Here is a 21259-nt window from a genome sequence, read left to right on the forward strand (position 1 = left end):
TAGCTTATGGGACTTATGGATTTTTTTATCCGTCCAGAGCCGGTAAGCTATGGTACTGCGAAGGGTTTAAACACCTTGCAGATTAACCGTATAGCTGCTGATCTTCGTACCGCCAGGGACAAGGTTAATAACCAGATGGCGAAACGCGAACTACTGGAAAAGCAGAGAGAAGCAGCAGTAAAGGTAAAGACGGAAGCAGAAGAACAGTTAGGCGTGTTCGGGCTGGTACAAATTCTTTTACAGAAGACCAGCGACTACGCCAGACAACAGGTAAAGGTAAGGATAGAAGATATAGTAAGTGAAGCGCTTAATGTGGTCTTCGGTGGGAATCATAAATTTATGATCGACCTTACCTTAAGAGGTAACCAGCCTATCGCTGAATACTACTTAAACGACGACAGCGTTATTACGAAGTTAGAAAAGCCGGATTATGACCGCGGCGGCGGGAAAATTGATATTATTGCCCTTGCGCTTCGTCTGGCAGTCGGCGAAATGGAAGGCGTAGACGGTCCGTTATTCCTGGACGAAGTAGGTAAGCACGTATCAAAAGAGTACGCGCCGTCGGTAGCGTATTTCTTAAAAGAGTACAGCGCCACTTTTGGAAGACAGATTATACTTATCACACATAACGCTGACCTTGCAGAAATCGGGGAAGTAAGTTTAGCTGTGAAGCGTTCCCAGAGTGGAGAAAGTGAGGTGTCCGTATTATGAAAAAACATTGTATAGACTGTGGGATTATCTTCTATACGGACGACCCAGACCAGGTACGGTGTGAGTGCTGCGAAGACGACCGAAAGGGGGACGAAGAAGATGGTTAAATTTTTATTCGTGGGCGATCTACACTTACGCGGAACGAATCCCAGAAACCGTATAGACGACTACAAGGAAGTTGCGAAGCAGAAGCTTAAGGAAGTTTTTAAGATAGCTGTAGATAATGCTGTAGACGCGATCTTACAGCCTGGGGATATATTCGACCGACCGGAAGTTGGTATAGCCGTTCTTCTGGAATTTGCAGAAGTGTTAAAGGAAAGTCCGGTAAACATTTACTGTACACTGGGTAACCATGATATTTACGGATACAACGTAGACAGCTACTACCGTACCAGTTTAAGGCTTTTGGAAATGCTGGTACCACAGCTTACGGTTATCAGAAGCGCCAGTGACAAGCCTATTTATCTGGCAAAGGGACACTATAAGGTGTATCTGACTGCTACGCCGTACAGTAAGGATATGGACATAAACGGTTATGGATATGGACCGGACGTAGATTACCCGGAAGGTAACCATATCGGGGTACATATAGCCCACGGTATGTTATTAGACCACCGCCCACCGTTTGACCGATATAGTGACTTATATAAGGTGGACACGACCGCCGATATTATCCTTACTGGACACGATCACTTAGGCTATGGGATTTACCACAGAAGCGCTGACGACAAGCTTTTTGTAAATCCAGGCAGCCTGTTACGTATGTCAGCTTCCGTTAATGAGATGGAACGGCAGATACAGGTAGCACTGATTAAGATAGACGAAATCAGTGGAAAGTACGAAGCGGAGTTTATACCGGTGTCGTGTGCGAAGTCCGGGGAAGAAGTCTTAGATCGTAGTCGTATTGAGGAAGAAAAGGAACGACAGTACGCTATGGACAACTTTAGCGCACTTATCCAGGGTCACACCGGTAATAAGGTTCTTATGGATATTAACCAGATTATCGACCAGGTAGCAGCCGAAGAAAAATACAGCCCGGAAGTAGTAAAGACAGCTTTACAGATTATTGATAGGCAAAGGGAGCTTGTAGCGGTATGAAGGTGAAATTTTGGACTTGTGGTAACTGTGGACATGAAGAACCGATTACGGATAACGATTTACAGGAACTTAACCCGGTGGTTTCTTCCGCTGGTGCTATAAAAATCAGCTGCCCGAATTGTGGCGCTTATACGATCAGTAAACCGTTTGACAGTTCTTGTATGGGTGGGTCGTTCCTGGTGGTACGCCCACATATCCGAAAGGGGGCGAAGCCGTGGCCGGTAAAAAGATAAATGCTTTCAATGAACTTTGTAAAGATACTATGATCGCAAATATGGCGGATACCTTAAAGGCTTACGGCGGCTTCCCGGAACTGGAAAAACAGGTTTACGACTTAAAAGCGTGTACCGTTATGGAAGTCGCCAGCGCGGTACCTATTGTACAAAATGTCGTTATATCTGCCGTAGTTAAAACAGCTGTAGAACAGGCAAAAGCACAGGAAAAAGAACAGGAGCAGAGAAACGGTATTTTAGGCAGCTTTACAAAAACATTATGCAATTAAGAAAGGGTAAAAACATGAAAGAAGAATTACAGAAACTTATTGAACAGTACGGCGCGGACGCCGTAGCAAAGGCGGCAACCGAAGCCTTGAATAAGCACGTACCGACCATTAACACCCCGGTAGTGACAGACGAACAGCTGATTAACACTATCTCACAGCTGGACGCTGCTGTTACGGATATTCTGGAAGCCGGACGTAAGAACGAAGAAACCTATCAGAATAAAGCAGCGTTAGCAAGACGCGCCCGCCAACTGGAAACCTCTATTCAGATCACAGAATCAGAAGCTATTAACACAATTTGCGGAACCGGTAAGGACGCTTATGGTATTATTCCTTACTCAGACGGTACACAGGTAAAGGTAGCTGTTACAAACGATACCCAGCGCGACGCTTTCCGTAGACATTTTAGCGCCACAGATCGTAAGGAACTGGCAAGCGTGGAAGCAGATATTAAGGCTATCGAGGTTTCCCAGTTCAAGACCAGGGAAGACCTGGACGCGAAGAAAGAAGCCTTAAGTTGTATCAGAGCGAAGGCACAGTTACAAGCCGCCGCACTTACCTACCTTGCGTAATGAGAAACAGGCGGAACGTAGGCAGCGTGGCGAAGACTTCCAGGAAGAATGTAGAAGAAGCTGGCGGCAGATACCAAACTTATGGCGGTTACGCATTACAGACGGTGGAAACTTGGGTACAAGGCCGGCGGACGAACTGGTACTTCTGGAACACGTAAATTTACTTTGTGAGGAAAAGAGAACGGACGGCGACCGGTTTATGTTGTCAATGTTACGCACCGACCAGCTTAAAGGTCTGATAAATTTTGAAAAGGCATTAGACAGAAATATAGGGCTTGTCCTGGTATCCTTCCTTAACGAAGCTGTAGACGTTGCCTACGCTTTCCGATTGGTTCACGCTATGGTGTATATGAACCAGAAAGGACGGCGTTATATAACGCTGGAAGAACTACAGCAAGGGAAAATAGAAGCTATCAACCTTCCACGTATAGAGATAAACGGCGAACGTGGATACGATTTAAAGGGGGTGCGAGATTGCACGTATACGAAAGCAATAACATAAGGGTAAGTGGCTATCCGCTTCCCTTGAAACTGAAAATAGTAGACGATCTTACAATAGATAATCCGGCATACTTAAAAGCGAAGTACCAGCGTCGCCCTACCTGGGGCATAGACCAGAAGCTACAGCTTTTTACATATGACAACGACGGAAGCTTAATACTTCCCCGTGGTTATGCAGATCGTTTATATAGTCTTATTTCAGAAACAACGACGTCCATTAAATGGGATAAGGAACAGGTAGAAGGGGAACCGGTAGACTTCGGACCGTGGAACGAAAACTTCCAGATCAGAGATTACCAGCACCCGCTTATAGATAGCCTGTTACATAAAAATGGTATCGGGGTTTCCCCGGCGGGTTCCGGTAAAACTATCATGGGTATGCGATATATCTACGAAGTTGGACGCCCGACCTTATGGCTTACCCATACCAGAGATTTAGTATATCAGACCAGGGACAGGGCGTTATCTACATTGAAAGGCGTAGGTCGTGTCGGTATCCTGGGGGACGGTGTAGAGGACTTCGGCGACCGTAAGCTTATCATAGCGACGGTACAGACGCTTAAGGCAAAACAGCGACTTGTAGAAAAGCTGAAAGAATTTATAGGCGTCGTCGTGATCGACGAAGCGCACCACTTCCCCAGTACCCAGTTTTTAGATACCGCCGCCCAGTTTCCGGCGAAGCATATTATAGGACTTACGGCCACACCGAAGCGTAAAGACGAAATGGAACAGCTTATGTACTTAGGTATTGGACCGGTACTACATGAGGTTCCCCGAACCGCCCTTTACAAAGACGATCAGCTGGTTTTACCAGAAGTAAAGTTTGTCTACACGTCCTTCACTTACGGGAATGAAGATAGCGCCGACGGAAACATAGACGCCGGGGGCGAAGACCTGGATTACCAGGACATTTTATACCGACTTTTTGAAAACGAAGACCGGTTAAACCTGGTAGCCAAAAGTATCGTAGACGCGGTTAAATACGGTCAGTCTATCGTTCTTTCTGAAAGCGTAAGGTATTGCTTTAAGCTGAAAGAGAAAGTAGACAAGCTTCTTACGGAACAGGGCTACAGAGGTTGTAAGACCGCTGTAGTGCATGGCGGACTTACCCGGTATAGCTGGAAAGTAGCCAGTGGAAAACGACAGGCCGAAGCCCTGGCAGCTGACTACGGTACAGAATGTAAGTATGACGGAAAAGCCAGAAGGTGGAAAGTAAAAACGCCACAGTATACCGAAGAAGAATTTAAGAAGTGGCAAGTTACCAAAAAGAAACGACAAGATATTTTAGACCAGTGTAGGGAAGGAAAAGTAAATATCCTTTTTGCTACACAGTTAGCCCGTGAAGGTTTAGACATACCTAGCCTTTGCGTAGGGCATACAGTAACACCAAAACGTGGGGACGGAAAGAGTAACACCGGTCTTAATCTGGAACAGGAAATAGGCCGTATTATGAGAAAGGACCCACAGAACCCAGATAAAAAAGCGGTATGGTTCGACTATGTGGACGCTTCTGTAGGCGTTCTGAAAGGTCAATACTACAGCAGAAGAAAGGTATATAAGCGCCTGGGTATTAAGTTACCATCTAAGCCGAAAAGCGCCGAAAAGGACGTTATAGACGGTTTACTGGATAGTATTAAATTTTAATTATGAAAGGAAGTATTTATTATGAGTGAGAACACAACACAGAACATGGACGTAGCAGCAAAGAACGCCGGAACAGAAGAAGTAGCAGGTACAGCGATCGCAAAAGCCGCGGAAACAGCTGTAGCAGAGGTTAAGCCGAACGGCGCCGCATATATTACCACACTTCTTAATAACACTTTTGAGGAGTTCCAGAAAGCAAACGACGGCTTAGACCTTGATTTTGTTTACATGGGTTCCTGGCTGACTGTGGATAAGAAGGGGGATTTTGTGGATAAAGACGACGACAGTATTAAATATAAAGATCATATCGACGTCATTATTGGAAAAGGTGAAAAACGTTGGTCTTTATGGGGATTACAGAACAGTCCAGAAGACGGCCAGCTGATCGTAGCTTGCAGAGAGAAAGAAGACGCCGTACAGCAGCTTACAGCGTGGTTACAGGAGAACCCGGAAGCAGCAGAACGTTACAGCGTAGAAGACCTGGAACTTCGTTATATGGCTTCGGTAGTTCCTGTAGACGCCCTTTCTGAAGCCGACGGTATCCCGAAAATTTATATTATGTCCTTCGCCCCTACTGCTACGATCGCCTACGGTAAGTATGCTATGAACGTATTCCGTGGAGCGTATAAAAAGATCGGTATTCCGGCACGTACAGGACTTACCAGCGTGGTTACCAGACTGTCTACAGAAGAACAGCGTAGCCGTACAGACGCTTCCGTATCCTGGCTGGCTATCAAATTTGAAGCTATGGGAGTATTTAACCCAGAAGACTATACCACAAAGTAAAACAGGGGCCTTAAGAAATGGTAAAACAAAATAAAGAATATGTGTACGTGGATTGTTACCAGTGCGACGAAAACGGAAAAAGCAGCCCGTGGAAGCGTAAACACTTGGACGACGTACCGAAGTGGCAACACGAAGAAGCAAAGGACTTTAATTGTTTTGCCACGGTCCAGAAATACGCAAATGAGAAGAAGACAGAGGGGGAAGACTTCTTAGCCCCCCTGTACTTCGACCTTGACTATAGTGAAAATCCGGCAGTAGCCCAGGAAGAAGCTATTAAGCTGGTGGAGTTCTTCACCGGAGAACTTGATATACAGGAACAGGACTTACATATTTACTTTTCCGGGTCTAAGGGTTTCCATATTCTGGTAGACGAAAGAGCGTTAGGCGTAGAGCCTAGAAAAGACTTACAGAGAGTATATAAGCATATTGCCGGATACCTTCGTTACAGGTTAGGAGAAGTACAGGAACAGGAAGACGAAAACGGACGACCAGTAGAGTATACAGAACCTTTAAAAGCTGTAGACCTTGTGGTTTATACCGTAAAGCGTATGTTACGTCTTCCGTATTCCAGGCACCAGAAGACCGGGCTTTACAAGATCGAACTTACCTTACAGCAGCTTAAGGAACTGACATTAGATGAAATTAAGGAAAGAGCGCGTACTGGCCAGCCTATCCAGAGAGAAGAAAAGACAGTACGTAAAAGACCAAAAGCCGGGGTGTTCTACGCGGACAAGTTACACGAATACGAAGAAGCCGCCGCTACAACGTCCGATAAGCGAAGTAAAACAGAATATATTTTCGTTAAGGATAAGCCGCCGGTATGTGTAGAAGACATTCTTAACAATGGCTGGAAGAAAGACGGCGATCGTAATAACGCCACTGTGCAGCTTTGCTGTTACTTTAAGGCAGCCGGATACAAAAAAGAAGAAGCTACAAGTATCCTGGAAGACTGGGTAGTAAAGTTTACCAGCGCGGACAGTCGGTACAGTATCCAGCAACGTAAGGCGAATACCAGAAACGTTATAGAAAGTGTTTACGGAAGTGAAAAGGACTACCAGTTTGGGTGTGCTTTTATACGATCACTTCACGGTGAAAAGAAGAAAGGCGACAACGATTACGACAGGGTACCGTGTGCTGGTGATATGTGTCCTTGTATTAAGGGTAACACCGACGTAGCCGAAGAAGCTATAAACCTTCCGCTTGCGAAGACTTCCGACGCTTCCCTTACTGGTAAGTTGATTACGACCCGCGTAATGGTGGCCGGTAAGAAGCATACGCCTTACGTTGTCCCGAAAAAAGTAGAGTATTCGTGCTGGGGACAGGAAAAATGTAAAAAGTATGGCTGTCCGCTGCTGAACATTCCTACAGCTACGGCATATAAGGAACTGAACGCCCATAACCGCGAACTTATTCAAATGACAGAAACGGGCGACGACAATATAAAGGGAATCCTTCGGGAGATCAGCGGGATACCGTCTTGCGGAAAGTATGATACTTCCATTGTGGAAACGATCAACGTAGACGAACTTCTGGTTATTCCTATGGCGGAAGAAGACGGCGTTAAAGAAGACGATACCGGAAGCTATGTACTTCGTAAGATTTACGCTATCGGTGGTATGAAGATTGAAACGAATAAATACTATGAGATCAGCGGTTATATGTACCCACACCCGAAGAACCAGGAAAGTACCATTCTGGTAACGAACGCGACACCTTTACAGGACGTCGTAGAAAGCTTTTCCTTGACCGAAGAAGTCCGGGAAGAACTGGACAGCCTTAGACCGGAAAGTATGACAGTGGAAAATATCGTATCGAAGCTGGGAACTATACTTAATGATCTGACATATAACGTAACGCATATCGTAGAGCGCGACGAAGTTCTTTTAGGTCTGCTGCTGGTTTACCACAGTATTTTACGTTTCCGTGTTCCATGGGATACCGACCCTATAAGGGGGTGGGTAGAACTTAAGATAGTCGGCGATACTGGTACCGGTAAGTCTGCTTTAGTCGAAAAAATGATGAAATATATCGGACTTGGTAACCGTGTAAATGCAGAGAGTACAAGCCGTACCGGTCTTACTTACAAAATGGAACAGGGTAACCGCGGAAGCTGGTATATCGTCTGGGGTGCCTGGCCGTTGGCAGATAAAGAGCTTATATGGGTAGACGAAGACACCGGTATAGAAAAGGACGAATACGGGGAAATGACCCTTGCAAGATCAGACGGTAAGCTGGAAGTTAAGAGAGCCGTTACAGCTGAAACGCCTTGTAGGGTAAGGGCTATCCTTTCTGGTAACGCGCCGAAAGGTAAACGTCTTTCCGATTACGCCCAGGGTGCCGAAAGCTTAAAGGACGTATTTAACAATGAGGATATACGACGCTTCGACTTCGCTATATTTATGAGATCGACCGACGTAGACCCGGAAAAGTATAACCGGTCGCTTCCGTCATTTCCGCGAACCATGAGCGACGACGCCTTAAAAAATAATGTGTTATTCGCGTGGAGCAGAACCCCGGAACAGGTTGTATTTTTACCCGATACTGTAGACGCCATTCTGGAAACAGCTACGAAGCTGTCTAAGGTATACGGAAACGCTACAGATATTCCGCTGGTATCACCTTCCGATCAACGTAACAAGGTGGCACGTTTGGCCGTGGCCCTTGCTTCACTTACGCACAGCGTAGACGAAAGCGGGGAACGAATTACCGTTTACCCGGCACACGTAAATTTTATTTATGACTATCTGGTACAGCTGTATAACGCCCCTGGTTGTGGCCTTAATTACTATGCACGACTGGCAGTATCAGAAGAAATAGTAGGGGATAAATTCGACAAGATTACAAACGAGTTAAGAAAGCTGGATACCTTAAAGGGTGCCAGTAAGTATAACGAGTTCATAGACCTTTTCGCCAGACAGAAATACTTACGACTTGGCGACGTAGAAGCTATGTTAAGCATTGAGAAGGAAGAAGCAAAGGCTATTATTAACCAGTGCGTCCGCCTTCGTATGCTGACTATGACAAGCGGCGGATATAGAAAAACGCCGCGGTTTAACTCTTATATATCAAAGTGTTTTGAAATGGGATTATTCGATCACATGGAAAACGACATTTAAAAAAGGGGGTTCTATTATTGAATTTAAGTAATATGTTCCCAGCTTCCGGCGGTCTTGCAGCACAGGTTAAAAAGCCAGTCGCTACGGCAGTAGCAAAACCTACAGAAAATAAAGCTGTAGGTTCTTCCCTGGCGGACTGTATGCAGACAAGAAAGCGTCCGGGAGAATGGGCGATCAAATGGCCGAAACTTCGTAAGCAAGGTTTTAAAGACTACAGACCGCTTCTTACTATACAGGAAGTTATTGATTACTGTAACCGCTGTGAGGAAACCGGGTTAGGTGGTTTCGACTACGAAACAAGTGGAGATAAAGACCACAGGATACCGCCGACAGACGAAGACGGTAATACAGTAACAGGAAAAGCCTTAGACAGCTGGACGCGTGACGTCAACCTTGACCCGTGGAAAGCGGAAGTGTGCGCTATGTCTTTATCGGCAGCGTGTGACGAAGCAAGGGCTATCTTTATTGATAATCCGGGGGCTAACCAGTTTGAACCTGGTTTATCCAGAAGCGAAGCCAGAAAACGACTTTTTGATACCTTAGAACAGTATTTCTTTACTAATCATAAGATCGTAAAGATTGCCGTAAATATGAACTTTGAAACGAAGTTTACGGCGAAGTATGGTAAATATATTCTTATGCCATGCGCTGACCCGTTCATAGCATGGATAAGGCTGTCACAGCTGCTATTACCAAACAAAATTAAAAATCCGAAACGCCCTTACGTCGGTAAAGGTCTTAAGCCTATGACGAAGGAAGTATTCGGCGTACAGATGTCAGAATTTACTTCTGTCCTGGAACGTAACCAGGCGTTATTTTTCGACCAGGTACCAAACGACGAACACGACGCCTTAAGCTATTGCTGTGAGGATAGCGACTACGCCGTACAGCATTACCTTTACTGGGACGAAGTAGCGAAACAGATAAGTAATGATAACGAAGTATACCCGACCTATTCCGACTGGTTAAAAAATATTGAAATGCCTTTTACAAGGGTTACAGGAATTATGGAATACTGGGGTATGAAATGGGACAGCGACATAGCCCAGGTTAAAAGGGAAGAAGCAAAGAACGCGATCGAGATAGCCGCCCAGACTATGAAGGACCTGGCCGCAAGCGTCGGCATAAAAGACCTTAACGTAGGTGTCGGCGGTAAAACGAAAGACGTTAAATCTTTCGTATTTGATACGCTTAAGCTTCCGGCGGCTGCCTGGTCTGACAAAACAAAAGACCCTAGCCTGGACAGTAACGCCCTTATGGATATGATCTTTATGTTAGAAAACAAGCTGGAAGACCCAGACGAAGAAAAGTACCTGGAAACACCTTTACCGGAAGAATGGGAAATGGTAGACCCGGACTTATCTTATCAAGATCAGCGTCTTTTATGGCCGCGCGAATATACTACAGCAGAAGTTAAGCGTATTAGAATCGCGCGTAGGGAAGAACACCCATATAAGGACATTGGTATTAAATTCTTAAAGAGTATGCAAACCATACAGAAGTACGCTACTTTGTTATCTTCTCACGTAGAAGGCCGCGAAAAATACGTAAACCCTGTTACTGGCAGAATCCATGCAAAGTATGAACCATGGACAGAAACGGCCCGCCTTGCGTCCAACAGTCCGAACGGCCAGAACGTACCGCGCCCGGATAATGACGAACTGGGGGTACGAAACTTCTATAAGGCGGAACCCGGTAAAGTATTCCTTCTGGAAGATGAAAGCGGCTTTGAACTTCGTTTAACTGCCTGGAAGTCCGGGTGTGAAGTTATGCGTAAAGCTTTCAGAGATCACGAAGACTTACACAGAAAGACAGCGGCTACTATGACGGGTAAACCAGAAGCAGAGGTTACGAAGCACGAACGTAGTGGAGCGAAAGCCGGAAACTTCGGTTCTGTTTACGGCGGTACAGAACACGCCTTACAGAAAACCTTTAAGAAAATGGGGCTTCGTAAGAGCCTTCCAGAGTGTAAGAAGATCGTAGACGCCGTTATGAAGACTTACCCAGGTATCCCACGTATGCAAGTAAACGCCAAAGTAAAAGCTAGGGAAACGGGATACGCGGAAACCATTTATGGCTATAAGCGTCTGCTTCCGGCGATTAACAGCAGTAACCGTTACACAAGGTCAGAGGACGAACGACGGGCAGCGAATACACCGGTACAGGGTTCCGCCGCCGATATTATGAAACGCGCCCAGAATACCGTATATGAAAAATGTGGTATGGATACCGCAAGCCATAACGGTATAGCTATAGAACCGTGGGACGGCTACGCTACAGAAACAAAAGAACTGTTAGGCTGTAAGCCTTTCATGTTACATGGACATACCGATATGGTAGCCCAGATACACGACGAAATTATAGTAGAACTGGACGACGATACCACGCTTGTAGATACTTACGCAAAATGGCAGAAAGCCGTTATGGAAGTTCCGCCACTTAAGGACTTCCCTGTACAGCTGGAAGCAGAAGCCAGTGTAGCCTACAGCTGGGGTAATAAAATGAGCCTGGAAGACTGGGAGAAAGCGAGGGGATTATAAAATGGGAAAACCATATAAGCAGCCGCAAAAGCGCGAAGTTATGGCCGGTAGCAAACTGGAAATTGAAATGTTACAGTATTCGCTTAATGAAGCGAATCAGAAGCTTGCTAAGAAATCTGCTGATCTGAATACCGTAACACGCATTATGGAACAGACTACAAAAGTGGCAGATCAGCGAAAAGAGAAGGTAGACAACCTTATTAAATTAACGACGACCTTAACGAAGCGCGTTACTTACTGGAAAGTGGCGGCGATCATTGAAGCCGGTATTATTATCGGTCAGATTTTATTAAAGGTGGTGGCATGATGTACAGAATGATAATTGTAACAGCGCTGGGTAATTATGTGGTAGAAATGGTACCGGAAAAGGAAGAACCTACCGCCGACGAACTTATGAAAATGTTTCTTGAAACAAAGGCGGACGTAGAAAGCGGCTGTTTTATGGAAGGCTGGACACCTACAGACGGCTTAAGCGGGGCGCCCGGTGTATTCGCTATCGGTAAAGGCTTGGAAATTTTAGCGTACCACGTAGAGCGTCGCCCGGAATTTGATTTACCGCCCATAAACCCAGATAACGTTAATACGCGTCGCCCGCTTTCGCTTAAGTTTAGCTATCTGGGTAATGAAATGATCGCGAAGTGCATACAGGACGATATAGGAAGCGTAGCCGTGATCTTCTGCTATGCGGTAAATGGAGAACCGCCGACAGATGTATTAAATACTAAGAAGCTTTCCGAAAGCCTTTGTAGCTGTATCCGGCACCACTTAAACTACGCCGACGACGAATACCTTTTACAGATTGCTGAAGACGGGATTGTAAGAAACTATTCACAGGCGGAAGAAGTTGTAAAACAGCTGGAAGACCAGTTTAACACCCTTCACAGTAATAAGACAGGGAAAGCCTGGAACGGCTGGAAAGGGGAAAGCTAATGGCAGCCAGGAAGCTTACCAAAAGCCCGGAAGGGGAAGTAGTAACCTTTTCTACGAAACGCGGAAAACCGGATACCTGTAGCGAAACGTGTGGCGGTATTTATCGTTTCAAAGGAGAACTGTACTGTAAATATTTCCATAACGTTGTCGGTAAGCGTGACGAAGAATGTATAAAGAATGAGGTAAAAGGTGGTGGGCGGCATGGATAAAGACCTTATGGAAGAACTTGGACTTATGGCGACAGATAGCCAGTTAGACTACATAGACACGCTGTTAGACCAGGCGGGCGGCGTCCTGGAAGACTACACGGATACACCGCTAGAAGAACTGTCTAAGGACGAAGCCAGCGACATTATAGACGAACTGAAAGGGGAACTAGGCTATGACTGAATTACCGAAGAAGATTATAGTAAATCGGATACCCTACAGCGTTTGTAATTCAAATGACCCGTACAGTTATGAAGCAGACCCAGGGGTACAGGAAATCCGGGTTACACAGGAAGCAGCACCGGCCAGAAAGCGCCAGTATTTCATGTGGGAAGTAGCACACCTTTTACTGGTATCGGCCGGTATGCCGCAGAAAGAAGCAGACACGTACCACGCTGGCGTAGGAAGTGTCCTTAACCGCCTGGTTATTGACAATGATACGGATTTTGTGAAGGGGCGTAAGCCCGTCCCTTCCATGATCTGGATAAACGGACTTCCCTACACTGTCCAGCAAGGTATTTTTAAAGAATTACAAGACGAAGACCTGGGCGGGCGTGTTACGTATGACACATTATACATACAGATCATGGAAGACCTTAAGCCAGACATTAAAAGCTATGTAGTCGTCCATGAGATTACCCACGCGGTACTATTTGAAGCGAACGCCGGAAACTACGACAGCAAGGAAACCTTTGTAGAAGCCCTGGCGTGGCAGCTGCTTTACTTTTTACAAGATAATGATTTAGCAATATTAAAACCAGAAGGAGAGTAAAAACATGACAAAATCAGAATTTTTAGCACAGGAAAACGTACCAGAATTTATTAAGGCGGTTGTATCTAGTCTTCCGAGCGACGTTGACGTAGAGATTGAAGGCTTTAAAATTGGCAAACCACAGAAAAAAGAAAGCTGTAGCTGTGATCGTGTACATGAAGACGGTGTAGACATTTCCGCATATGTGGAAGGTATCGGCGACCGCGTGGTAGCACTGATAGAACTTTCAGACTGCAAGGGTCGTATCTCAAGATCTGACTTAGATAAGGCTATGGGACACGTAAACATTATTTCTGGAACCGTAAACCGGTTGTATAACGTCCTTGCCAATGAACCAAAAGAAGGGAAAGAAGTACGTTTACCGAAAGACTGATTAAGAAAGGACGTAAATATAATGAGTGTAAAAACGACGACAGTTTATAACTGTGACTATTGCCAGAAGCAGTTACCGGACGACTACGCCACCACGAACGGCGAAGGCAAGGGCTACTATGTAAAGAAAGCCCACGACACTATACCACTGGATACACCCATAGCCGGGTGTACCGGTATTGTAGTAGAAGTGACTTTAGGAACACCGAAGGACGACCACCACTTTACAGACCTTTGCGACGACTGCCGCCTTAAGTTCCTTAAGATGGCTGTAGAACACCTGGAACGTAAAGTAGCCGCAGAGAAAGAAGGTCTTAACAATGATGGCGAAGAAACCGACGTATAACCAGAAGAAATTTTTAAAGGCGAACCGACTGGACCCCTTTAACTGGTTAGTGCAGAAAGATACCCCGGAGTTTATGCAGATCATTCATAAGTATTCTGGCACCGTCCGCAAGATTAAAAAGAAGGTGGCTGTATGACGTTATTTGAACTTTTCAGTATCGTACTTATGGGAATTATTGTGTTAATCGGAATTGGCGTAATTTTAGGTTTTATCCTGGTCGGCGTTATCATTATCAATTATTTCAGATGGCGACACCAGGAGAAAAAGGCAGCCAGAAAGCGGGGGCAGAATGGGGAAACGTAAGTATTATTTTCCGCCTAAGACAGAAAAGAAGCCTATCACGATAAGCAACGACGTAAAAGAAGAATTAAAGAAACTGGCGGATAAGTACGCCGACGACGCTATAAAGGAACGGCAGACCGAAGACCTGGACAACTATATAGCGTTTACACTGGAAGCCTTAAGACGCCTGGGGTGGACCGGTAAAGTACGTCTTAACCGCTTTCTATCTGTACTTACCACGGTAAGCGAAGAAGCTACAAACGCCGACGACTCACCGGCATACGCGAACCAGATAAAGGAACGTTTTAAGAAGATCGGCGTTAAAGCGTTCACTAAAAACGACGACGCAACCCCACAGCTGGAAGACCACGTAGAAAGGAACGACGACAAATGAAGCTGTACGTATTTTATTTTTCAAGAGTAACGAAGGAAGTAGTAAGGGACGAAGTAGAGGTAGAAGATAAGCCGAAGTCCTATAAGACGCCAGCCGGATACTGCTTACCGTATCTGGAAGTGTCGAAGTTCTTAAAGGCGGATACTGATAAAATTTACCATGACGCCTACGTTTCAGAGAATGACGACTTTAAAAAGGCGGTAGTCGCTTTCCGTAAATACTTCGCAGAGAAGCACAGAAAAGCGAAAGACGAAATGGAGAAGTACGACGACTTTTACCGTAGCTGCTTTAAGTATACTACGCCGACAGGTACCGTTATGGTTCCGTAAGAGGTGGAAGGCATGAGTAAAGAAGAATTTATAGCCCTTATCGGGCAAGACGTTGTAGTAGACTATAATTTTTGTGGAGAACTGCAACAGTGGAGCATGAAAAACTTTAGTATCAAAGATGGAGTTATCCGGCATAACAGACTGCCGCTTATCATGGACGTTTTCATAAAGGGCGCCCATAACCCACATAAGGGAATAGCGACACACGGGTAACTGATCGGAAAGGAATCGGCAATATGAAAGCAAAAGAAAACCCGTTAAACCAGAGTGTAACAGGTAACCCGTATTATGATTATCTGATACACGAAGTCCAGGTAGTATGTAACTGCCCGACAGATAAGGCTATGGCGATCGTAAGCTATGTAAATAGCCTGGGTAGTAGTCCGATTGAATTTATAAGAAAGCTGCCAGACTATGTAGGTAACCCCCACCCGGACGCCGACGAAGTATTACAGGCGTTAGAGAATATCAGAGAAGACCACGGCGTACAAAGATATGGTATCTGCTTCCCGGAAGGCTACGCAAACCGAAAGGAAAGACGCCGCCAGGAAAAGGAAGCACGTAGACAGGCAAGAAAGGAACTGTGGCCGTATGGAAGATAATACACGCAAGGTAGAAGCTGTAATTAAAGGTGTTACCGCAGACCGTAAGCAGCTGATCTTAAGTATTGGTAACGTGGAAATGACCGCGACCCGAAACTTTACCGGTCTGTTTGCGGCTACCGACCTTCGTAGCATTGTGGGAGAACCAGACAAAGAAGTAAGGATACCCGTGTTAAGTCTTTCGACCCAGGAAGTCAAGGGCTTTAAGGTTCCGGCATACTTGCGAAGTGATACGCTAAAAATCACAAAGCTGTAGGTACAGCGAAGAACGTAGAAGGCAGAGCGTAGAGCGAAGACCAGAGAACGTAACAGGTAAGGCGCGGTTCGTAAACGAATGGGAAGGGAATACAGCCCAAAAGAAAAGAATTGTCTAATATTACTATATTATATACATACTACTATATACATTATTATATATAATATCTAATATAATAGTTATTATATAATATATACAGTATTTATTTTTCTTTGGGGGTACTTGTTTTTCTTACTCATTTTACCATTCATTTTTGAGTGGGTTTTTCTTACCCCCTTATTATAATTTAAAAATTTTTATTATATATTTTTTCAGAGAGGTACAGGCTATGGGACAGGAAATTATAGGTAGGCGGACTATCCGCCGTTGGTTAGATAACTGGGAGCATATACAAAGGCGCGAGCCTATGGAAGACCAGGTAAAGGTTAATAGTGGCTGTAAGCCCACGGACGGAATTACAAATGGTATGCTTAATAAGATCATGCTGGAAATGGCTTACGACCGCTTACCCCTTGAACTTAGGCGGGTTGCTTACTATCGCTGGGTTATTAAAGGACAGTATAGCTTATTGCAGACTTTGACTATCTTAGGTCTTACAAAAGACCAGTATTACTACCGTTGCGATCAAGTGGTTAATTCCGTTTTTGAGTTTGTCAATGGGTATAAATAATTTCAGTAGTTTTCTGTAAGACAAAACTAGGCTTGTATTTATTCCGAAAATCTTATATAATAGCATTACAATGCTATTATAATGTACAAATTAAGGGATAGGGAAACCCGGATTTTCTGGGACCTGTCCCTTTTTCTCACGCTGAAACGTCGATTTTCCGAACGACGACACACAAAAAAGGGGGTAAAGTCAGTGGCAACTACAAAAAAAGTGCAGTTACCGGAAGGCTTCGACCCTTACGATATGCGTCTTAAACGCCAGTTTTCCGACCAGGCGGATAAAATGAACATAATAGCTTTGTCCAGGAAAAACTATAACCTTTGTTGCGGCGCCATGCATAACGGACAGCCTTGTAAGAATCCGGCGGGCATGGGAACACCACATAAAGGCTATGGCCGGTGTAAGATACACGGCGGGCTTGCTACAGGTCCGAAGACAGCGGAAGGACGCGCCAGACAAATAGCAGCTTCCACAAAACACGGTCTTTTTTCTAAGGTACTACTTCCAGAGGAAGAAAGCATTTTAGAAAGCATTAACCAGGAAGAAGAATTTAACGCCCTGGATATGATGATAAAAGTACAGACCGTTAAGATCGTAAGCTATCTACAGAAGCATAAAGACCGGTTTGTAAAAGACCGTGATCTGGAAGGCGAAGAAGTGGCTTACAGAAAATCTAGGGTTATATGTCGTGAAGGTGACGGTATGAAGACTTTCTACCATGCTGGAACGATTGAAGATAACGCCTTAGATCGTGCTATGAACACCTTACGGCGTCTGATCGGACAGAAACACCTTATAGAAGGTAAGGACGACGGACCAGACGACATTATGGCTTCTCTTAATGCAGAGTTAAGGGCAGCGTCTAAAGGTGAAGTCTACGTGTCCTGGGGTGGACAAGCGCAAAGTAAGGGAAATAACGAAGATCATACACAAAAAGAACAGGAAACGTAGTAAAAACTGTAGTAAAAAGCCTTGTTACAGGTTTTCTGATAACCAGAAACCGTGTAAACACAGGGCTTTTTCTTGTATTTATGAGAAACTACGACTTTTTTACTTAGAATATGGGGTGTAAATATTATGGCAGAAGATAATAAAAGCTGTAGGGGTTGTGTCTGTTTGACTTGCCAGTACAGCGAACAGAACGGGGACTTTAACCGGTGTCCGTTTAAGTCGTGTCGCTTATGTACAGATACAGTACATCATATCCGTAGCATATGCGATAAAGGCGTACAGCTGCCTAAGAAAGCAGATTACGCGGACTTCGTGCTATGACATACGAATATCAGACAGAATTTACTTACGTGGCAGACACGGACCCCTTGACCGGCGCCCCGGTAATGACGGCGATACCCCAGACCGTCCGGGCAGCGAAACAAGGGATACCGTACAACGTACTTAGTAACTTCGGTGATCTGTTTAAGAGGGAGAACCTACGGGAAGCGTGGCGGCTTCTTCGTAAAAATGACCCTTTCGACTACCAGATACAGGTAGCCGACGCTATTCTTTATAGCTGCTTAAACGGACTGGGTTGGTACTTCGTGGTACAGATCACACGACAGGCTGGTAAGAATGAGATTAGCGCCTTCTTACAACACTATTTACTGCTGTATGGCTGGTACTTCGGTGTACCTGTATCGGGCGTAAAATTCGCCCCGGTGTACAAGCCACAGATACAAGCGTCTATGGACCGTCTGGAAGGCGCCCCAACGCTGGACAGTGGCGGGCTTGCCGGTAGCGTGATAACGTCCGGTCAAGCGAAGGTAGACGGTCAGCCTTGCAAGTATAGTAAATCAGATGGCTATAAATTCCATATCGGACCGCCCCGCGATAGTAATAAATGGGCGTTCCTATCCATTAACCCTACGGCTAACGTTGCGTCCCAGACAGCCTATACACTACTGGAAGGCGACGAAAGCCAGGACATTGACGCTGATAAGTGGGAGCGTGACGCCCAGCCTATGGGTTCGTTTAACAATGCTACTACGGTGCTATGGGGTGTAGCCTGGACAAAGGACAGCTTTATCTATCGTGGCGAACTGATGGCCCACGATATGGAAGATCGCTTAGAAAAGGAACTGGGGTACCGGCCGAAGCTGGTATTTAAGATAGACGCCTACGCGGTTATCGCTTCCGGTAACACGAACTACAAGAAAGCGTTTGATAACCAGGTAGCCCGTCTGGGAATGGACCACATAGCCATACAGACACAGTACCTTCTTAAAGCTGTAGACGCTATCGGTCGTTTCTTTTCCGCGGAAGGCGTAGCCCGTATGTATTCCGGTGGCTTTGAAATGCAAGTAGAACCGGTCAAGGGACATAAATACATATGGGCGTGTGATGTAGCCGGACAGGAAGAAGAAACCACAGACGTAGAAGCGTCTGTAGGTATTCATAAGCGCGACGCCCTTACGTTTATCGTCGGCGATCTCTTACGGGACGGTACAGTAGTTCCGATCTGCTTGTATCAGTGGGTCGGAAAACAGCATAGCAAAGTAAGGGATATGTTACCGAAGATCATACGTTACTGGGGTGCTATCGGTGGGGTATGTGACGGTACCGGAATCGGTGAACCGCTGGCGTACCACCTTAAAGAGTTATTCGACAGAAATAACGACGGACTGGTAGAAGCCTATAAGTTTAAGGCAGCCGGTGACGAAAGTAAATCTAAGTTGGGGTACCTGGCTTACGATTTTAACCATAACGATTTAATCAAAGTTCCGAAAGCACCGGAAGACCCGGACCAGCTGGAACTATGGAAGGAATTACGGTGGCAAGTGGAACACCTTACAAGGGAAGCCAAACGCCAGCAAACAATAAATTTTTATGTCCCAGCGAACGCCGAACCACGTAAACCGGGACACGTTCCACACGACGACTTAGTAATGGCCCTATTCTTGCTTATGAGGGCCGCACGAAACATAGACCCGAACACTGGCAAGGCTACAGCCTTTGACCGTGAAAAGTCGGGAGTATAGAAAGGGGGTAATAGCATGGCGGTATCTTCATACATTCCGCAGACATTGGCAGAAATGAAAAAAGTAAACCAGGTGACCGCGGAACGTTGGATTAAAGATAACGCTTCCTGGGTCGCGGCTATGGTGGCAAAACACGACAGCTGGATAAAGGATAACGCTGTAGACTTGTACCAGGCAGCCTATGACGGTGAACTGGACGAAATCGAACAGCGCGACAAGGCTAGGGACGGCGGTACAGAAAATAAGCTGATTTCTAACTATGTCCAGATTATCATAGATACGCTTGTGGACTATATGCTAGGTAAGTCCCCTATCTATACAGTCGAAGACCCGGACCAGGACGACGAAGAAACAGAAGAACGTGAGATTATCACGGAATACCGTAAAAAAGTTATGAAGCTGCTAAAGGATAAGGCACAAGGGGAGTTTTCCGACTTGTTACGCGATATGTGTATAGGTGGCTTTGGTTCTATTATCGTATGGGTAGACGAAAAAGGTAAGATTGATTACAGTGAATACCCGGTACAGGAGATCATACCGATTTACGACGGCAGAAAGAGGTTAAGGCTTCTTTTCCGGCGTTATGAAGTAGGGGTATGGGAAAATGGTAGCGAAACCACGAAAACAAAAGTAGAGGTTTACGACGATCGCTACGTTACTTACTATACCGGTGACAGTATGGAAAGCTTACACCTGGACGAAACCGAAGCGAAGACCGGGAACCCGATAGAGCATAAGGCCGGCCGTATCCCGGTTGTGGTCTGCCAGAACCAGCTACCGGCGAAATACAGCGAACGTGTGAAGGGATACGGTAAGTCTGATCTTTCCTACGGTGTCGTTCCACTTGCTGTAGCTTACTGCCACGGTTTAAGTGATAAAGCGAACCTTATGGAGTACCTACAAGATCAGTATTTATGCTTAACTGGTGTAGATGTAGACGAAAACGAAGTTCTGAAAATGCGAAAGGCCCGCGCCCTGGCACTTAAGGACAAGGATAGTAAGGCCAGCTTTATAGCCCAGTCACAGGACGACAACGCCGTAGAAAATGGTCTTACTAGAACGAAAAACGACATTATGGACACGACCAACACCCCACGACTGGCAGAATTAAACGGGGCGACGGCTACAGAAATCAAAATGAAATACGCCGGTCTTGATATTAAGGCCGGTAAGAAGGAACCACTTCTTATACAGGCGTTCCGTAGCTTCTTCGCGATTATTACGGACCTTTTGAATGTTCAAAAGCTGTATGCTGCCGGTACGGTTTCTGGTGTGTATGAAACAATCACTACCCCGGAACTGATCGAAGCCAGGGACGACCTGTACCAGTCTGAATGGTTGGAAGTTACGATAAGCCGGAATCTTCCACAGAATAATAAAGAGATCGCCGACATTGTAGCAGAACTGGCCGACATTGTACCAGATAGTTATTTGTATGAACTGCTGTGGTTTATCGACGACCCACAGAAAGCACTTGAAGAAATGAGAGCGCAGAAAGAGGAAAGCCAACAGACAAGCCTTACAAACAGTCTGGCAGCTATTGGATATGGGGCGGATAACCTGGGGGATACCGGCGGCGACCCGGATAACCCAGACGATCAGCAGAACAGCGCTACAGGTTCCACGATCACACAGCCGCCAGAATAGGGGGTAG

General features: G+C 45.6%; 28 protein-coding genes. All 28 read left to right on the plus strand.

Annotation, left to right across the window (positions count from 1 at the left end; genetic code table 11):
* Nucleotides 1-6 precede the first annotated feature (6 nt).
* The 28 genes from ABHC48_RS02915 to ABHC48_RS03050 all read left to right on the plus strand — a co-directional run bounded on the left by ABHC48_RS02915 (nucleotide 7) and on the right by ABHC48_RS03050 (nucleotide 21252).
* Nucleotides 7-711, plus strand: a complete 705-nt coding sequence (locus ABHC48_RS02915) for a hypothetical protein (RefSeq protein ID WP_207742195.1) — start codon at nucleotides 7-9, stop codon at nucleotides 709-711.
* A 99-nt stretch (nucleotides 712-810) separates the two neighbouring features.
* Nucleotides 811-1809, plus strand: coding sequence for a metallophosphoesterase (locus tag ABHC48_RS02920; RefSeq protein WP_195699838.1), 999 nt, complete (start codon nucleotides 811-813; stop codon nucleotides 1807-1809).
* Entirely contained in the window at nucleotides 1806-2042 is a 237-nt protein-coding gene (locus ABHC48_RS02925) for a hypothetical protein (protein ID WP_118173877.1), read from the plus strand. Before ABHC48_RS02920 ends, ABHC48_RS02925 begins: the two co-directional genes overlap by 4 nt.
* On the plus strand, nucleotides 2024-2311 hold the full coding sequence (locus ABHC48_RS02930) for a hypothetical protein (RefSeq protein WP_118608377.1): 288 nt from the start codon (nucleotides 2024-2026) through the stop codon (nucleotides 2309-2311). Before ABHC48_RS02925 ends, ABHC48_RS02930 begins: the two co-directional genes overlap by 19 nt.
* Before the next feature lie 14 nt (nucleotides 2312-2325).
* Complete coding sequence (locus ABHC48_RS02935) at nucleotides 2326-2883, plus strand: hypothetical protein (protein ID WP_195699839.1); 558 nt, start codon at nucleotides 2326-2328, stop codon at nucleotides 2881-2883.
* A gap of 112 nt (nucleotides 2884-2995) precedes the next feature.
* Entirely contained in the window at nucleotides 2996-3385 is a 390-nt protein-coding gene (locus ABHC48_RS02940) for a hypothetical protein (protein ID WP_347505136.1), read from the plus strand.
* Entirely contained in the window at nucleotides 3358-5028 is a 1671-nt protein-coding gene (locus ABHC48_RS02945; protein ID WP_195699840.1) for a DEAD/DEAH box helicase, read from the plus strand. The genes ABHC48_RS02940 and ABHC48_RS02945 overlap by 28 nt, the downstream gene beginning before the upstream one ends.
* Nucleotides 5029-5049: 21 nt before the next feature.
* On the plus strand, nucleotides 5050-5814 hold the full coding sequence (locus ABHC48_RS02950) for a hypothetical protein (protein ID WP_118173872.1): 765 nt from the start codon (nucleotides 5050-5052) through the stop codon (nucleotides 5812-5814).
* A gap of 17 nt (nucleotides 5815-5831) precedes the next feature.
* Nucleotides 5832-8930: a DNA primase small subunit domain-containing protein gene (locus tag ABHC48_RS02955; protein ID WP_195699841.1), complete on the plus strand. Its 3099-nt coding sequence runs from the start codon at nucleotides 5832-5834 to the stop codon at nucleotides 8928-8930.
* Between the two features lie 17 nt (nucleotides 8931-8947).
* A complete protein-coding gene (locus tag ABHC48_RS02960; protein ID WP_195699842.1) occupies nucleotides 8948-11470 on the plus strand; it encodes a DNA polymerase in 2523 nt (840 codons plus the stop codon).
* Between the two features lies 1 nt (nucleotide 11471).
* Nucleotides 11472-11777, plus strand: a complete 306-nt coding sequence (locus tag ABHC48_RS02965; protein ID WP_118173869.1) for a hypothetical protein — start codon at nucleotides 11472-11474, stop codon at nucleotides 11775-11777.
* Nucleotides 11774-12400: a hypothetical protein gene (locus ABHC48_RS02970; RefSeq protein WP_195699843.1), complete on the plus strand. Its 627-nt coding sequence runs from the start codon at nucleotides 11774-11776 to the stop codon at nucleotides 12398-12400. The genes ABHC48_RS02965 and ABHC48_RS02970 overlap by 4 nt, the downstream gene beginning before the upstream one ends.
* The gene (locus tag ABHC48_RS02975) at nucleotides 12400-12609 is read left to right on the plus strand and encodes a hypothetical protein (RefSeq protein ID WP_118173867.1); all 210 of its coding nucleotides are present in this window, start codon (nucleotides 12400-12402) and stop codon (nucleotides 12607-12609) included. The genes ABHC48_RS02970 and ABHC48_RS02975 overlap by 1 nt, the downstream gene beginning before the upstream one ends.
* Nucleotides 12602-12790, plus strand: a complete 189-nt coding sequence (locus ABHC48_RS02980; RefSeq protein ID WP_195274041.1) for a DUF3072 domain-containing protein — start codon at nucleotides 12602-12604, stop codon at nucleotides 12788-12790. The genes ABHC48_RS02975 and ABHC48_RS02980 overlap by 8 nt, the downstream gene beginning before the upstream one ends.
* Nucleotides 12783-13379 carry a hypothetical protein gene (locus ABHC48_RS02985; protein ID WP_195699844.1) on the plus strand — a complete coding sequence of 199 codons (597 nt, stop codon included), beginning with the start codon at nucleotides 12783-12785 and terminating at the stop codon, nucleotides 13377-13379. Before ABHC48_RS02980 ends, ABHC48_RS02985 begins: the two co-directional genes overlap by 8 nt.
* 4 nt (nucleotides 13380-13383) lie before the next feature.
* Complete coding sequence (locus ABHC48_RS02990) at nucleotides 13384-13752, plus strand: hypothetical protein (protein ID WP_195566406.1); 369 nt, start codon at nucleotides 13384-13386, stop codon at nucleotides 13750-13752.
* Between the two features lie 21 nt (nucleotides 13753-13773).
* On the plus strand, nucleotides 13774-14097 hold the full coding sequence (locus tag ABHC48_RS02995) for a hypothetical protein (RefSeq protein WP_173762541.1): 324 nt from the start codon (nucleotides 13774-13776) through the stop codon (nucleotides 14095-14097).
* Entirely contained in the window at nucleotides 14072-14233 is a 162-nt protein-coding gene (locus tag ABHC48_RS03000) for a hypothetical protein (RefSeq protein ID WP_195274047.1), read from the plus strand. The genes ABHC48_RS02995 and ABHC48_RS03000 overlap by 26 nt, the downstream gene beginning before the upstream one ends.
* A complete protein-coding gene (locus ABHC48_RS03005) occupies nucleotides 14230-14400 on the plus strand; it encodes a hypothetical protein (protein ID WP_173762540.1) in 171 nt (56 codons plus the stop codon). Before ABHC48_RS03000 ends, ABHC48_RS03005 begins: the two co-directional genes overlap by 4 nt.
* Entirely contained in the window at nucleotides 14387-14773 is a 387-nt protein-coding gene (locus ABHC48_RS03010) for a hypothetical protein (RefSeq protein WP_195699845.1), read from the plus strand. Before ABHC48_RS03005 ends, ABHC48_RS03010 begins: the two co-directional genes overlap by 14 nt.
* Complete coding sequence (locus ABHC48_RS03015; protein WP_195699846.1) at nucleotides 14770-15102, plus strand: hypothetical protein; 333 nt, start codon at nucleotides 14770-14772, stop codon at nucleotides 15100-15102. The genes ABHC48_RS03010 and ABHC48_RS03015 overlap by 4 nt, the downstream gene beginning before the upstream one ends.
* 12 nt (nucleotides 15103-15114) lie before the next feature.
* Nucleotides 15115-15315 carry a hypothetical protein gene (locus ABHC48_RS03020; RefSeq protein WP_195699847.1) on the plus strand — a complete coding sequence of 67 codons (201 nt, stop codon included), beginning with the start codon at nucleotides 15115-15117 and terminating at the stop codon, nucleotides 15313-15315.
* Between the two features lie 23 nt (nucleotides 15316-15338).
* Nucleotides 15339-15704: a hypothetical protein gene (locus tag ABHC48_RS03025; protein ID WP_195699848.1), complete on the plus strand. Its 366-nt coding sequence runs from the start codon at nucleotides 15339-15341 to the stop codon at nucleotides 15702-15704.
* A complete protein-coding gene (locus ABHC48_RS03030; protein WP_195699849.1) occupies nucleotides 15694-15960 on the plus strand; it encodes a hypothetical protein in 267 nt (88 codons plus the stop codon). The genes ABHC48_RS03025 and ABHC48_RS03030 overlap by 11 nt, the downstream gene beginning before the upstream one ends.
* Before the next feature lie 328 nt (nucleotides 15961-16288).
* Nucleotides 16289-16630: a hypothetical protein gene (locus ABHC48_RS03035; RefSeq protein WP_195699850.1), complete on the plus strand. Its 342-nt coding sequence runs from the start codon at nucleotides 16289-16291 to the stop codon at nucleotides 16628-16630.
* A gap of 192 nt (nucleotides 16631-16822) precedes the next feature.
* The gene (locus ABHC48_RS03040; RefSeq protein WP_195699851.1) at nucleotides 16823-17581 is read left to right on the plus strand and encodes an HGGxSTG domain-containing protein; all 759 of its coding nucleotides are present in this window, start codon (nucleotides 16823-16825) and stop codon (nucleotides 17579-17581) included.
* 1100 nt (nucleotides 17582-18681) lie between these two features.
* Nucleotides 18682-19605, plus strand: a complete 924-nt coding sequence (locus tag ABHC48_RS03045; RefSeq protein WP_347505137.1) for a hypothetical protein — start codon at nucleotides 18682-18684, stop codon at nucleotides 19603-19605.
* Between the two features lie 15 nt (nucleotides 19606-19620).
* On the plus strand, nucleotides 19621-21252 hold the full coding sequence (locus ABHC48_RS03050; RefSeq protein ID WP_195566394.1) for a phage portal protein: 1632 nt from the start codon (nucleotides 19621-19623) through the stop codon (nucleotides 21250-21252).
* Nucleotides 21253-21259: the final 7 nt, after the last annotated feature.

The sequence above is a fragment of the Ruminococcus sp. 1001136sp1 genome, assembly GCF_039841815.1.
GTDB classification, from domain to species: Bacteria; Bacillota; Clostridia; order Lachnospirales; family Lachnospiraceae; genus Blautia_A; species Blautia_A faecis.

Bases quoted from the DNA above. Each gene is read 5' to 3' on its own strand.
- ABHC48_RS03020 (WP_195699847.1), top strand. From the start codon at position 15,115: ATGAGTAAAGAAGAATTTATAGCCCTTATCGGGCAAGACGTTGTAGTA.
- ABHC48_RS03025 (WP_195699848.1), top strand. From the start codon at position 15,339: ATGAAAGCAAAAGAAAACCCGTTAAACCAGAGTGTAACAGGTAACCCG.
- ABHC48_RS02915 (WP_207742195.1), top strand. From the start codon at position 7: ATGGGACTTATGGATTTTTTTATCCGTCCAGAGCCGGTAAGCTATGGT.
- ABHC48_RS02955 (WP_195699841.1), top strand. From the start codon at position 5,832: ATGGTAAAACAAAATAAAGAATATGTGTACGTGGATTGTTACCAGTGC.
- ABHC48_RS02950 (WP_118173872.1), top strand. From the start codon at position 5,050: ATGAGTGAGAACACAACACAGAACATGGACGTAGCAGCAAAGAACGCC.
- ABHC48_RS02920 (WP_195699838.1), top strand. From the start codon at position 811: ATGGTTAAATTTTTATTCGTGGGCGATCTACACTTACGCGGAACGAAT.
- ABHC48_RS03005 (WP_173762540.1), top strand. From the start codon at position 14,230: ATGACGTTATTTGAACTTTTCAGTATCGTACTTATGGGAATTATTGTG.
- ABHC48_RS02985 (WP_195699844.1), top strand. From the start codon at position 12,783: ATGACTGAATTACCGAAGAAGATTATAGTAAATCGGATACCCTACAGC.
- ABHC48_RS02995 (WP_173762541.1), top strand. From the start codon at position 13,774: ATGAGTGTAAAAACGACGACAGTTTATAACTGTGACTATTGCCAGAAG.
- ABHC48_RS03000 (WP_195274047.1), top strand. From the start codon at position 14,072: ATGATGGCGAAGAAACCGACGTATAACCAGAAGAAATTTTTAAAGGCG.
- ABHC48_RS02935 (WP_195699839.1), top strand. From the start codon at position 2,326: ATGAAAGAAGAATTACAGAAACTTATTGAACAGTACGGCGCGGACGCC.
- ABHC48_RS03045 (WP_347505137.1), top strand. From the start codon at position 18,682: ATGGAAGATCGCTTAGAAAAGGAACTGGGGTACCGGCCGAAGCTGGTA.
- ABHC48_RS02965 (WP_118173869.1), top strand. From the start codon at position 11,472: ATGGGAAAACCATATAAGCAGCCGCAAAAGCGCGAAGTTATGGCCGGT.
- ABHC48_RS02980 (WP_195274041.1), top strand. From the start codon at position 12,602: ATGGATAAAGACCTTATGGAAGAACTTGGACTTATGGCGACAGATAGC.
- ABHC48_RS02975 (WP_118173867.1), top strand. From the start codon at position 12,400: ATGGCAGCCAGGAAGCTTACCAAAAGCCCGGAAGGGGAAGTAGTAACC.
- ABHC48_RS03030 (WP_195699849.1), top strand. From the start codon at position 15,694: ATGGAAGATAATACACGCAAGGTAGAAGCTGTAATTAAAGGTGTTACC.
- ABHC48_RS03050 (WP_195566394.1), top strand. From the start codon at position 19,621: ATGGCGGTATCTTCATACATTCCGCAGACATTGGCAGAAATGAAAAAA.
- ABHC48_RS03035 (WP_195699850.1), top strand. From the start codon at position 16,289: ATGGGACAGGAAATTATAGGTAGGCGGACTATCCGCCGTTGGTTAGAT.
- ABHC48_RS02990 (WP_195566406.1), top strand. From the start codon at position 13,384: ATGACAAAATCAGAATTTTTAGCACAGGAAAACGTACCAGAATTTATT.
- ABHC48_RS03015 (WP_195699846.1), top strand. From the start codon at position 14,770: ATGAAGCTGTACGTATTTTATTTTTCAAGAGTAACGAAGGAAGTAGTA.
- ABHC48_RS02970 (WP_195699843.1), top strand. From the start codon at position 11,774: ATGATGTACAGAATGATAATTGTAACAGCGCTGGGTAATTATGTGGTA.
- ABHC48_RS02925 (WP_118173877.1), top strand. From the start codon at position 1,806: ATGAAGGTGAAATTTTGGACTTGTGGTAACTGTGGACATGAAGAACCG.
- ABHC48_RS03010 (WP_195699845.1), top strand. From the start codon at position 14,387: ATGGGGAAACGTAAGTATTATTTTCCGCCTAAGACAGAAAAGAAGCCT.